This is a genomic window from Lacinutrix iliipiscaria, assembly GCF_042686125.1.
Taxonomy (GTDB): Bacteria; Bacteroidota; Bacteroidia; order Flavobacteriales; family Flavobacteriaceae; genus Oceanihabitans; species Oceanihabitans iliipiscarium.
The window spans coordinates 694584-708484 of the sequence record NZ_JBHUOV010000001.1 but is presented as its reverse complement, the minus strand read 5'-3'; the positions used below and the strand labels follow the sequence as shown (position 1 = coordinate 708484).

Genomic DNA, 13901 nt, shown 5'->3' with positions numbered 1-13901 from the left:
TTTTGGTTTTAAAAAAATTAAAATATTATTATTCTTATTTAGATTGAATTAAAATAAGTTATTATATTTGCCGCAAATTTAAATAGAATGAGTCTAAATAAAAATAAAATTTCACTTTATTTTATAATTTTATTTCCTTTTTTTGGAATTGCCCAAGAACATAAAAATGATTCGACTGAAGTTGAGCAACTTAGCGAAGTTGTAATCACAGGACAATACAATCCGCAATCCATAAAAAGGTCTGTTCATAATGTTATTGTTATTAAAAGGGAACAAATTGAAAATCAAGCTGCTAATAATTTAGCAGATTTATTGAATTTTAATTTAAACCTTACCATTACTGCAAATTCACAAACGGGAAAGTCTAATATTTCATTTTTTGGTTTAGATGAACAATACTTCAACATATTAATTGATAATATTCCGTTAGTAAGTGATAATGGCTTAGGCAATAACACCGATTTAACACAAATCAATCTAGACGATGTTGAACGCATAGAAATTGTTGAAGGCGCGATGGGAGTAGAATATGGAGCTAATGCGGTTTCTGGAGTTATTAATATTATTACTAAAAAATCTATAGAAAGTGACTGGAAGATTCAAGCCTCATTACAAGAAGAAACCGTTAGTGATGAATATGCTTGGTTTGATGAAGGTAGACATATTCAATCTGTAAATGTAGCCCACAATATAAATGAAAAATGGTTTACAAAAGTTGGTTTTAATAGAAACCAATTTGCAGGCTTTCTTAATCATAAAAAGGGTGAAGATTATTATTTTGATGATGGGTTAAGAGGATACGACTGGCTTCCTAAAACTCAAATAAATACCAACGCCTTATTACACTATAAATCAGATAAATTTAGACTTAACTATCGTTTTGAATATTTTAATGAGAAATTAAATTTCTACGATGCTAGTGTAAGAGCAAACATTGATGTAGAAAATCAAACTAGTAACCCTTCGGCTACTGATAAAATTTACAACACCAATAGATTTGTAAATAATGTTAACATTAATGGTCAATTTAATGCTGGAGCGAACTACAAAGCTTCTTTTTCATATCAACAACAACAAAGAGATTTAAACACATTTAACTATTATATCTTAACAGAAGACACCTCTAATGAAACAGATGAAACCTATCAATCTACAAAGGTCTTCTTTTCTAATGGTTCTATTAATAATTTAATTAAACGTGATCATTTTAACTTTCAGTTAGGTTATGAAACTAGATATATTGAAGGCTTTGACACCCAAGCTACAGGGTTTCAATTCGAGCGTGATAAAACCCAATCTATTTATAGTATTGCTACTTATGGTTCTGCAGAATACCAGTTTACAGATCAGTTTTCTTTAAGACCTGGCTTGCGTTATGAATATAATTCTAAATTCAACTCTAAACTTCTTGCTTCATTAAGCGCAAGACACTTAATGAACAATGGGTTTGAGTTGCGTTTAAATGTAGGAACATCTTACAGAACACCAAATTTTGAAGAATTATACTACTACTTTGTTGATTCTAATCATGATGTCCAAGGGAATGAAAATTTAGAGCCTGAAAGTGGTTACTCTGCCTTTTTGAATCTTAAAAAAAGAAGCTGGATTAATGATGTTTCTTTATTAAATGCGATTAAAGTGAGCTACTTAGATCTCAGCGACAAAATTGAGTTAGCTGTTGTTAATACAACGCCATTACAATACAAATATATTAATATTGATGCTTATCGCCTTTGGGGACTCACTTCAGAAAATACGATAAAGACAGATCTATGGACCTTTAATTTAGGAGCTACTTTACAAGGTATTTCTAGAGTAATTAACTCCGAAGAACATGCAAAAGATAATTTCTTGTATGCTATTCAATTAAATACAAGCTCAACTTATACAGTTCCAAAGTGGAACACCGCTTTTACATTGCTTTTAAAATATAATGGAGAGCAACAAAATTACCTAGCAACGTCTAGTGATAATGAAGGTAATGCTATTTACACAAAGGCAACCACTGATGGTTATGGTTTATTAGATGCATCAATAAAAAAATTCTTTTTTGACAATAAATTTCAAGTCACAGTTGGAGGGCGAAACTTGCTAGATGTTACTAATGTTAGTATTAATAATGCTTCTACAGGAGGAACACACGCCTCAAATAACAGTGCATTGCTTTTAGGCTACGGACGATCTTATTATTTAAAACTTTTATATAACCTTAATTTTTAACAACAATTTATCATGACAAACAAATTTTTAACTCTTATTATAAGCATTTCTGTACTAGCATTTACAAGCTGTAGTAGCGATGACAACGGTCCTTCAGAACCAATTCAAATTGTAATTGAAGGTGCTGCAGTGGCTCCTGAAGTTGGTGGACCTAATCAACAAAATCAAGTTTATATTGATTTAAGTACAAACACAAGTTCTAATTTTCAACGTGATTCTTGGGATTTAGGATTTTATACTGGAACCAACTTTAGAGTTGTTATAAATAGTTCTATTTATATGGCAACTGCTGAGTTGACTTCTACAGATATTGATGCTGTAAATTCTTCTTCAACTGAAGTGCAAGAATTACAACCTCAAGTTGCTGTTGGAACGTTTGATGCTGCAAATATGGCTTATATAGACGCGCCAAATGGTTCTATTTCTAATACAGCTATTGCACAAATTTCTGATACAGAAACAAACAATAAAGTATACTTAGTAAATCTAGGTTACGAAGTTGGAACTGAAACACCTACTGTTGGAAGCGTCGCTGTTTCTGGAGATTCTAGAGGATGGAAAAAAATTAGAGTGCTAAAAAATGGTAATGATTATGTATTACAATATGCCGATTTAGATGCTGTAACACATGAAGAAGTAACTATCTCTAAAGACAGTAATTACAATTTTACTTTTTTTAGTTTTAATACAGAAACTGAAGTCAATGTAGAACCTGAAAAAACGAATTGGGATTTAAACTTTACAGTTTTTACCAATGAAATTGATGGTTACGGATCTTACGGTTATTCTGATTTTGTAACTAATAACTCAAAATCAAATGTAGCAGTATATATGATTGATACTGAAGTCGATCCGCTTACTTACGAAGACTTTAGCCTTGCAGATGTTGTTGATGCTAACTTTATTTATAACGACCAAAGAATCATAGGTAGTAGCTGGAGAAATGGTGGTGGACCAGGATCTTTACCATCATTAAAAGAGAATGTGTTTTATGTTGTTAATGATACTGATGGTAATTTATATAAGCTAAAATTTTTAGCATTAACAAACGAGATTGGAGAACGTGGTTATCCTGAATTTGTGTATAGCTTACTGCAGTAGTTTTATTTTTAATATTAGTCTTTAAAAATAAAAAAGCCACTCTATTTTAGAGTGGCTTTTTACTTTTCTAATCCAAATGATATATTTCACGAATACCTTCTAGATAGTTTACAAAATCAATTTTTAAATCGATGAGTTCACCTGTATGAATATCAAACACCCAACCATGTACTTGCAGACCTCTCTCTCGAATGGCTTTTTGTACAGCCGCCGTTTTAATTAGGTTTACACATTGTTCTTTTACATTAAGCTCAACTAATCTATCATACTTTTTTTCCTCATCTTCAATGGCGTTTAGCTCCACTTTATGTAATCGATAGACATCACGTATATTACGTAACCAAGGATTCAGAATTCCTAAGTCAGCAGGCTGCATTGCAGCTTTTACTCCTCCACATGAGTAATGCCCACAAACGACAACATGTTTTACTTTAAGGTGAACAACAGCATATTCAACCACAGACATAGCGTTTAAATCGGTTCCAGAAACCATATTCGCTATGTTTCTATGTACAAATACATCTCCTGGACCTAGTCCCATTAATTCTTCAGCAGTTACACGACTATCTGAACAACCAATAAACAATAATTCTGGGTTTTGTCCTGCTCCTAATTTATCAAAATATTTATCATCTTCGTTTAGTTTAGACTTAATCCATTCTTTATTGTTCTCAAAAACTTTAACTAGTTTCATAGTATTAGGTTTAATTGTTGTCTTTTACGTTTTCTTTAATCCACTTCACACAGTCTTTAAAGTTATCAAAAATATGTTCTTCAGAAATAAAATCAGGTATAATATCGATTCGTTCCATCATATATCTAGGCTGTTTTAATAAGCCTACAAAAAGTACATCGACATCTTTTTGCTTTAAATCTTGTAGCATATCTTCCATAGCATATAATCCTGATTGATCCATATATTGCATTCGACCCAATCGCATTATAACGGTAGAAGCCGTTTCAGGAATTTGATCTCTTAATTGCTGAAAATCGCTTGTAGAGCCAAAGAATAGTGGTCCTTTAAGGTGTTTAATAAACACTTCTTCTTTTAACTGTTCAGGGAAGCCTATTTCATCTTTCCAAGCTTCTTCCTTTAGTGGTTTTACATCACTTCGTTCTGCCGTTAAATCACCTATTTTTTTCATAAACATTAATGACGCAATAACTAATCCTATTCCTACAGCATACACTAAGTTCCAAAACGTTGAAAGCACTAATACAATTAACATGATTAATACTTCCGAACTCAGCTTTAGAGGTCCTAATTTAATATCTTTTGGTAAACTAGGGATAGCTTTTAACCCTTTATAATCCATAACACCAATACCTACTGTAATTAAGATTCCTGCTAAAACAGCGGCTGGAATTTTAGACGCAATAGGTCCTAAACCAATTAAAATGATAAATAACATGACACCAGCTATCATTCCAGATAATTTAGTTTTCCCTCCTGAAGTAATATTTACAACAGTTCTAATAGTCGCTCCAGCTCCTGGTATTCCTCCAAATACAGCTGCAATACTATTTCCAATACCTTGACCTACTAATTCCTTATTAGGTTTGTGTTTAGTTTTAGTCATATTATCTGCAACGACACTTGTTAGTAACGAATCAATTGCACCTAATAATGCGAGTGTTAGTGCTGTAAAAATATAAGGTGTAATACTACTTAACTTAAACGCTGTAAAAATTTCAAGGTTAGGTATAGGTAATCCACTTGGAATTTCTTCAATAGGCCTATAATCTAAACTAAATCCAACAGCTATTCCAGACATAATTATTAAAGCGACCAACGTGCTTGGGACCGCTTTAGTGATACGTTTAAAACCATAGATTATAAATATAGTACCTAAAGCCAATATGAGTTCTAGCCAATTAATGTTTTGAATTGCTCTTGGGAAGGCCTTAATAGCACCTAAAGCTCCAGAAGTTTCTTTAGCAGCAAGTGTTTGTGATTCTTTTAAGATATCCTGATCTGAAATTTTATTTGCTCGTGATATTGTTTCTTTAAAATCTTCAAGCACAAGTATTCCTTCTCCAGCTTCTTCTTTTAATATATTTTCTAGAATTACCTCTTCAGCTACAGGTTTAAATTGGTTAACAAACTCCATATCTTCTTTTGGGTAATATCCTAATGAAGGTAAAACCTGAGTCAATAAAATAATAACACCAATAGCTGTCATGAATCCTGACACTACAGGATATGGAATATATCGAATATACTTTCCTAAGCCCAATGCACCTAATCCGATTTGCATTATTCCAGCTAATAAAAAAACTGTTAAAATTACAGGTAGTGCTTTGTTTACATCACCATCATTTGTTGCTATAATCCCAGCAATTATAATCATAGAAACAGCAGTCATTGGAGCTGTTGGTCCAGAAATCTGAGTATTTGTTCCACCAAATAGAGAGGCAAAAAAGCTGATGAAAATTGCGCCATACAATCCAGCTGTTGGTCCTAGCCCTGAAGACACCCCAAAGGCTAAAGCTAGTGGCAATGCAACAATACCAGCGGTTATTCCTCCAAAGGCATCGCCTTTAATATTAGAAAATAAATCTTTCATATTTTAGTTGTATTTGAGTTTTAAATTATACTTATGTTTATGTTTAGAAATTCACAAAGGCAATTACATTAATTTGATCTCTTCCATAGGTTTCAAAAAATTGATTCATGTAACCTAACTCGAGCCTTAAGGCTTTTGAAAATTGATACCCTAATCCACCATAAACACGATTTCTGTCAAAAACAGATGATTCTGCATTTAAAAACACCTCATTATATGCTGAAAGATATAATGGGCTAACATTATCTTCTTTTTGTTTTAATGGGAGTTTAAACCCTAAAAAGTACCTGAATCGCATCTTAAAATCATCTTCAACAAAACGCTGTTCGAAACGATAGCGATGACTTAATCCAAGTTTGCCTACTTTTTGCTTTGATGTAAACTGTTGGAAAATTCGGTGTTCATTTATTGAAACTTTTTCATTAGAATTACCTACATAGTTTTCAGATAAAATATAACCATAACCTAATAAAAGGTTATTGTTGTTTTCCGTTAGGTTATATCCTAAACCTGTTCTTATGAGCAATTGTTCCAAATCTCCAATAGCATCATAGTTTCTATATTGTAATTCATGATGTAAATTCCATTTTGTGTTTAGCTTTTTATTACCAATATAGATTAACCAATTGCCTAAATTACTATCTTGACTATAGGAAAAAGTAGGCAGCATTAATATAACTGTTAATGCTACCATACTTATATTCTTTTTCATAATGCTTATCTTCATCAAACCAAAAGATTAGTTATAAAAATGTGACTACTCCTGTATTGATATCATACATAGCGCCAACAATCATAATGTCTCCATTATTTTGCATTTCAGCTAGAACTGGACTTTCTTCAATAATTCTATCTATTGTAAGTTGCACATTTTTCGCCGAAACATTATCTACAAACTCTGAATTTGAAGAGTTTCTTAAGCTTTGATCTGTTGGTTCTACTACTGCATTTACTGCTGGTTTTATTTTAGCCAACATTCCTGTTAAATTACCTAGTTTCGCATCGTCGCAAGCCCCTTTTACAGCGCCACATGCGGTATGTCCTAAGACCACTATAAGTTTTGTTCCGGCTAATTTACACGCGAACTCCATACTTCCTAAAATATCTTGATTAACAAAATTGCCGGCAATACGAACACTAAAAATATCGCCTAAACCTTGATCAAATACCAGTTCGGCAGATACTCTTGAATCTATACAACTTAAAATGGTTGCGAATGGAAATTGTCCTTCACTTGTATCATTTACTTGTTCTAATAGGTTTCTATTCGCTTTCAAATTATTTTGAAATCTTATATTTCCTTCTTTTAAATAGTTTAATGACTTTTGAGGTGTCATTGTTGCTTGTGTTTCTCTTGTATGTGCTTTCATAATTATACTTGTTTAATTTTTATTTGTTTATGCTGATTTCTGTCTGAGCTTAAAAAACTCAATATAACTTGGAGGGTTTTCTGCTTCTCCTCGTTCAGAAATCAATTTAATATTTATGTTTCTCTCTTTTGCCTTAAACGCAAAATCATCTAATATTTCTATAATATCATTATCTAAATACCTCGTTTTTCTTACATCTAACTCTAAGTGCGAGTTTTCAGGTAAATTATCTAGTTCTTTTAAAATAGCTCCTTTGTTAAAGAAGGTTACTTCTTCGGCAAGGGTCATTTTTACTCTACTGTCATCTAATCCTTCACCTTCTTTATGTAAGAAATGTGAATTTTGATAACTCTTAATTAAGATAACAACTATCCCAACAGAAAGCCCAAGCCCTATACCATATAATAAGTCAATAAATACGATGCCGATTACAGTTACAGTAAACGGGATAAATTGTTTCCATCCCAAATCATACATTTTTTTAAATAATCCTGGTTTTGCCAATTTGTAACCTACAATTAACAATATTGCAGCCAAAACAGATAATGGAATCATATTCAATAACCTTGGAATAATCATTACCGAAATTAACAACAAAAACCCGTGAATAATTGCTGACAATTTACTACGTCCTCCAGACTGAATGTTTGCTGAACTTCTAACAATTACTTGAGTTATAGGCAGGCCTCCGATAAGGCCAGATAAAATATTTCCTGTACCTTGGGCTAATAACTCTCTATTGGTTGGTGTTACATTTTTGTTTGGGTCTAATTTGTCTGTAGCTTCAACACACAATAAGGTTTCTAAACTAGCGACAAGCGCTAAAGTAAAAGCAACAATCCATATTTCGGGATTCGTTATTACTTCAAAATTTGGAAAGCTAAATTGTCCTAAAAACGAAGACATATCTTCAGGAATAGGAACACTAACTAAATGCGAATGAGTAATAGCTAATGTAGGATTGGATTGAGTGATTATATAAAATACAATTCCCGCAGCAACTGCGACTAAAGGGCCTTGTATGATTTGAAATATTTTCCCTTTTTTTGACAACACTTTATCCCATAATATTAAAACTGCTAATCCAATAACTCCAATTAAAGTTGATCCTAATTGGATATGATCAAAAATATTAAGTATTTGAGTTGTTGTACTTTCTCCATTTACCTTAAATAATGTAAATGCTTTATCATAACCAAAGAAATGTGGAATCTGCTTTAAAATAATAATTATTCCAATTCCTGTTAACATTCCTTTAATTACTGATGAGGGAAAATAATACCCAATAATTCCAGCCTTTAATAAGCCAAAAACAAGTTGAATAACTCCTCCTAAAACAACAGCCACCAAGAAGTTTTCATAACCTCCTAATGAGCCAATAGCTGTTAAAACTATAGCTGCTAATCCTGCCGCTGGACCACTTACTCCTATTTTTGAGCCACTTAAGCTGCCAACAATAATCCCCCCAATAATTCCTGCTATTAATCCTGAAAAAAGTGGTGCTCCACTAGCTAAAGCAATACCTAAACATAAAGGTAAAGCCACAAAAAATACAACAATACTCGCTGGTATGTCATTTTTAATGGTTTTAAACATATAATAAATTCGTTTTTCCTCTAATCCTAAAGAAATTAAAGGTATTCTTAAAATTAACTCTTGGCTAAATAATTAGCCTAAAAAAACCGATTTATAATATGTGTTGTTCGGGAGGTGGGGAAATAAGATTTAAATGAGGTTTAGGGTAGTTTTTAAAGAAATACCCTAAATTATTTTCTGTTGAAGTGAAAACTAAACCTAATTCATTCATTTTCTTATTTAAAAATAAGGTTTCAACATTTAAATGATTCTGATTTTCTTCTTCTGAAGTAGAGAAAATAATAGAAATATCTACTGTATCATCAACTATTGTAATAATGGTTGGTGTCGCTATGAACAGTAAAAAAATTACTGATAAAAATATAGATATTCCCTTTTTTTGCATTCTTTTTTAAAAAATTAATTACAAATATAATATATTAAAATTTTATGGTGTTAATTAAATATTAAATCTCTTTTAGCACTTTAATATGTTCAGAAGAAATCCAACCTGTAGTCCCATCTGTAAGTTTTATTTTTTTCCAGTTTTTAACTGTATCTAAAATTTGAACTTTTGTGCCTTCGTGTAGTCTAAAAGATTCTTCACTTCTTAAATTAGGTTCGCTTTTAACCAATGCTTCTTGAGAAAACACAATAGCGGGTTGGTCATCCTTATCTATATTGAATTTATTAAAAGCAAAAAATAAAGCCATACAAGTCACTACTAGGAAACTTAAACTACCAATAAACGCTAGTCTTTTTTTGGCAGTTGAATAACTGAAGTAATACATTAAATATAACAGCACAAAAAAGGACATTGCAAAAACAGAAATATAAGCCCAAGTATCAAAACTCAACTTATTAGTAAGGTTTTTAAACAGCTTTGAGAAACCGACTTCTGGAATGCGATCTATATCATCTACAGTCATATTTCTTGCAAAGGCTATATTATGTAATATCTCTTTGTCATTTGGTGCTAGTAGTAATGCTTTTTCAAAATAGTAAATACTTGGCGCAATATTATTAAGCTTATAGTGCGCATTACCAAGATTAAAATACAACTCTGCAGAATGTTTTTTGGTGTCTAAAATACGTTCATATTTAGATATTGCTTCTGAAAATTTCCCTTCATTGTAAAGTGCATTACCTTGCTCAAAAAGAGCATCGTTTTGTGCTACTGAAATTGTTGTTGCTAATGCTATTAATATGTAAAAAACAGACTTCATACTAACGAATTTGTTTATCTATTTCAGAAATGGTTCGAGATGATTTTTCATAATCTTGTTGCATTTCAACTTGTGTAATTGGTGTATAGCGTGCCAATTCGCAGTGCATCAAAATGCTAATAAACTCTGTAATAATATTTTGGCTAACTTGTTTTTCTTTTAAAATATCTGAGATTTTATCTTTACTAAACTCACTTGTTTCAATTTGTAATTTAGCCTTTAAGTAATTATGTAATGCTTTTTCTAAAGCCACATAAAAGGCTTCTTTTTGTCCTAAAGCACGTTTAGCCTCACCTAAATATTTTTTCGCTAAGCGATCTGCTTTTCTTATTTTATTTCCTACTACATCTGCCATTCGTTCTTCCCGTTTATTTCTGAATACAATAGCAAGTGGAATGGCTAAAAGTGGTGCTAATAACGCAGACCAAAATCCGTAGGTTTTAAAGAAATTATTCTTTTCCATAGCCAATAAATTAGGCTTGGTTTTAATAAAAGCAAATTGATCATTGTTTAAAATAACTTTTTGTTTACCACTTCCGTTGGTATTTAAGTTATCGTTTGACGTGGTATTATTTGTTGGTCCTTCTAGGACATCAACAACCATTTCATTAGATGCAATCGTTTTATATGATTCGGTTTTTAAATCGAAGTAAGAAAAGGAAATACTTGGTATTGGATATTTACCCTTAAACTGAGGAACAATAGTATAGCTCTCACTTCGCTTACCTTGCATTCCACTAAGTCCTGTATTTATATTATCTGTGTTTTCTGGTTCGTATACCTCTAATGAACTAGGAACGCTTAATTTAGGTAGTTCAAATAGTTTTAAATTTCCATTACCTGAAACGGTAACGTTAGCTTGTAAAGATTCTGAAGCATTTAATTTGTTTTTAGACGTTGTAACCTTAAAACTAAAATCCCCAACTGCACCAGTAAAATTTGCAGGCTTTCCGTTTTCTGGTAAAGCTTTTACATTAATTGTTCTGCTTCCAGCAGAAATGGTTTTATGCGCTTGGGTCATTAAACGCTCTCCAAAAATATTTCGTCTATTCGTAGGCACTTCAACAGTAATATCTAAACTTAATGGCTCTATTTCTAATTTTCCTGTTTTTTGAGGATAAAGCACTGTTTTTCTTAAAACAACATAGCGATAATCTTCGCCTTTGTATGTGCCATTTAAAATTTTTAAACCTTTAAGGTCAATACTCTGAGACCAAAAATCATTGTATCTAGGACTGTCTATTTCACGCCAATTACTTACTCCTGTATTGGGAGATACGTATAATTTATAAACAACAGTTATAGCCTCATTTAAATAAGGGTTTGTCTTAGAAACCTCAGCAACCAAATGAATATTATCTGCAACTACAACATCTGGATCGTTAGGGTTTCTGGGTTTATCTACAGCACTTGTAATTTCAACAGTTACTGGAGTAGATTTATAAATTTCTCCATTAATTTCAATAGTTGCTTGATTTATAGTGAATTTCCCTTTCTTTTTCGGAGCTAGAAAGTAGCTATATGTTTTGTTAAATGATTTTTTTCCATTGACCCAAGAATGACTAACAGCTTGATTTGGACCACCAATTACTGTAAAATTCTGAAAGCTTGGAGGATTAAAGTTGTCTCCATCTTCATTCATTTCAAAATCAATTCGTAAACGCTCATTAATACCTAATCTCTTCTTACTTACCTTAGCTTCAAATTTCACTTGAGCAAAAGTGATGCTTGTAAAAAGTAGTATAAATAGTGTTATTATGTATTTAAATTGCTTCATATATTATCAAAAATTGGTTTGTTTTTTTACCAATCTTTTTCGGTTTGTACTTTCGCGCCTTTTTGTTTTTGCTCATTAACCTTGTCTTGAACTTTTTGCTCTTGATCGTTCATGGCTTCTAAGAGGTTTTTAATTTGTTGAGGAGACAATTGTCCTGGCTGTGGTTGGGGCTTTTCTTTTTGTTCTTCCTCTCCTTTACCTTTATCTTCTTTTTCATCTTTAGGCTTGCCGTTTTCATCTTCTTTGTCTTCTCCTTCTTTTTCATCTTTCTCGCCTTCGTCTTCAGGTTTGTTTTCCTTGTTTTCGTCTTGCTGCTCTTTATCTTGCTCCTTTTCTTTTTCCTCTTCGTTCTTCTCTTCGTTCTGATCTTTGTTTTCGTCTTCTTTGTCTTGTTCTTGCTGCTCTTGCTGCTCTGCACACTCTTTAGCTAAAGCGTAATTATAGCGCGTTTCATTGTCTGTAGGATTATTTCGTAATGCATTTTTAAACGCTTCGGTTGCTTCTTTGCATTTTTTGTTTTGCATTAATATGTTTCCAATATTATGAAACGCTCGATGTTTTTCATCTTTTGATGCTGCGTTTTTAATGGTTTGCTGATGACGGTATAAGGCCTCATCAAAATTACCTTTTTTATAATAGGAATTGCCTAAATTATAAGTTCCGACAGCAAGATTTGGCTGTTCAGAAATGGCTTTTCGATATTCCATTTCAGCTGAAACATAATCGTCATTATCAACTAACTCATTAGCTTTATAAACTAAATCATTGGCTTTTTTTAAAGCTAATAATTCTTGCTCTTCTTTATCTTGTGCAAAAGAAGATATACTGAAAAATGCTAATATTATAATTACAATGTGTTTCATTTTATACTAAATTAAAAAACTACTGGTTTTAATATCGTTAAAGGTTTTATAAAATTAGTTAAAGGTTTTCGTTAAATAAATTGAGCTTTTTTAACCATGCTGTTTTACGTTCTAACAAGAATATATCAATAAATAAGAGTATAATAGCAAATGCAAGAAACCACTGAAACTGATCTTTAAAATCGGCAAATTCTTTAGCTTCAAACTCTGTTTTATCCATTTTGTTTAAAATATCTCTAATGGTTTCAACAACTTCATTTGTATTTTTTCCATTTATATAAACACCATTGGCTTCATTAGCTACATTTTTTAAGCTTTCTTCATTTAGTCTTGTAATAACGGTTTCACCCTGTCTATCCTTTTTATAATTTAAAATAATTCCATTTCGCTTTATAGGAATTGGACCACCTTTAATGTCGCCAACACCAATTGTGAAAATTCTAATACCTTGTTCTTTGGCTTTTTCGGCTGCACGAATTGCAGATTCGCCAAAATGGTCTTCCCCATCAGAGATAATAATAAGCACGCGATTCGTTTGCTCTTCATTATCAAAAAATGTTTCAGCTAATTGAATAGCTTCGCCAATTGCTGTTCCTTGAGAAGACAGCATATCGGTATTCATATTTTGCAAAAACATTTTAGCTGCTGCATAATCTGTTGTGATTGGTAATTGCGGAAATGCTTTTGCCGCATAAGCAATAATTCCAACGCGATCACTTGCTAAGTTATTAATGATTTGAGTGACTAATTGTTTTGATTTATCTAAACGATTAGGTGCAATATCTTCAGCTAGCATACTTTTAGAAACATCGACTGCAAAAACAATATCAACACCTTCCCGCTTAACCGTTTCTAACTTAGTTCCTATTTTAGGATTTACCAATGCAATTGCCAAGCAAGCAAAGACTAAACACAAAACCACAAGCTTTAATAAGCTTTTAAAAAAGGACTGATTTGGGCTTAATTTTTTTAAAATAGCTGTATTGGCAAACTTTTTTTGCGTTTGATGTTTCCAAAGTTGAAGCATCAAAAAGAGTAGGATTATTGCTGGAATAATCGTTAAAACCCAAAACCATATTTTTTCTTCTAACTGATACATTAATTGTTTATTTGCTTTTCGTAGATCTGTCTATTTGTTCACCACGAATACATAATATACTTTTGTTTACTTTATTTTTCTTCTTCTCTTCTTTAATCTTAAT

The 13901-nt window shown here is 31.9% G+C and carries 12 protein-coding genes; 2 read left to right on the top strand and 10 right to left on the bottom strand.

Annotation, left to right across the window (positions count from 1 at the left end):
- Positions 1-87 precede the first annotated feature (87 nt).
- Together ACFS5M_RS03130 and ACFS5M_RS03125 are read left to right on the top strand one after the other, a co-directional pair.
- Positions 88-2220: a TonB-dependent receptor plug domain-containing protein gene (locus ACFS5M_RS03130; protein WP_183485619.1), complete on the top strand. Its 2133-nt coding sequence runs from the start codon at positions 88-90 to the stop codon at positions 2218-2220.
- A 12-nt stretch (positions 2221-2232) separates the two neighbouring features.
- Positions 2233-3321: an HmuY family protein gene (locus ACFS5M_RS03125; RefSeq protein WP_183485617.1), complete on the top strand. Its 1089-nt coding sequence runs from the start codon at positions 2233-2235 to the stop codon at positions 3319-3321.
- Between the two features lie 67 nt (positions 3322-3388).
- On the opposite strand, the gene ACFS5M_RS03120 is transcribed toward ACFS5M_RS03125, so the two are convergent.
- From ACFS5M_RS03120 to ACFS5M_RS03075, 10 genes are all read right to left on the bottom strand, one after another.
- Positions 3389-4015 (bottom strand): carbonic anhydrase, encoded by a 627-nt coding sequence (locus tag ACFS5M_RS03120; RefSeq protein WP_183485614.1) that lies wholly within the window; start codon positions 4013-4015, stop codon positions 3389-3391.
- Positions 4016-4025: 10 nt separating this feature from the next.
- Positions 4026-5888, bottom strand: a complete 1863-nt coding sequence (locus tag ACFS5M_RS03115) for a SulP family inorganic anion transporter (protein ID WP_183485610.1) — start codon at positions 5886-5888, stop codon at positions 4026-4028.
- 43 nt (positions 5889-5931) lie between these two features.
- Entirely contained in the window at positions 5932-6600 is a 669-nt protein-coding gene (locus ACFS5M_RS03110) for a DUF2490 domain-containing protein (RefSeq protein ID WP_379897832.1), read from the bottom strand.
- Positions 6601-6631: 31 nt separating this feature from the next.
- Entirely contained in the window at positions 6632-7258 is a 627-nt protein-coding gene (locus ACFS5M_RS03105) for a carbonic anhydrase family protein (protein WP_183485608.1), read from the bottom strand.
- 27 nt (positions 7259-7285) lie between these two features.
- Entirely contained in the window at positions 7286-8854 is a 1569-nt protein-coding gene (locus ACFS5M_RS03100; RefSeq protein ID WP_183485605.1) for a SulP family inorganic anion transporter, read from the bottom strand.
- Between the two features lie 91 nt (positions 8855-8945).
- Positions 8946-9239, bottom strand: coding sequence for a hypothetical protein (locus ACFS5M_RS03095; RefSeq protein WP_183485602.1), 294 nt, complete (start codon positions 9237-9239; stop codon positions 8946-8948).
- A gap of 61 nt (positions 9240-9300) precedes the next feature.
- Entirely contained in the window at positions 9301-10059 is a 759-nt protein-coding gene (locus ACFS5M_RS03090) for a tetratricopeptide repeat protein (RefSeq protein WP_183485599.1), read from the bottom strand.
- Position 10060: 1 nt separating this feature from the next.
- The gene (locus tag ACFS5M_RS03085; protein WP_183485596.1) at positions 10061-11836 is read right to left on the bottom strand and encodes a BatD family protein; all 1776 of its coding nucleotides are present in this window, start codon (positions 11834-11836) and stop codon (positions 10061-10063) included.
- A 26-nt stretch (positions 11837-11862) separates the two neighbouring features.
- A complete protein-coding gene (locus ACFS5M_RS03080; protein WP_183485594.1) occupies positions 11863-12699 on the bottom strand; it encodes an aerotolerance regulator BatC in 837 nt (278 codons plus the stop codon).
- 58 nt (positions 12700-12757) lie between these two features.
- The gene (locus tag ACFS5M_RS03075; protein WP_183485591.1) at positions 12758-13798 is read right to left on the bottom strand and encodes a VWA domain-containing protein; all 1041 of its coding nucleotides are present in this window, start codon (positions 13796-13798) and stop codon (positions 12758-12760) included.
- Between the last annotated feature and the right edge of the window lie 103 nt (positions 13799-13901).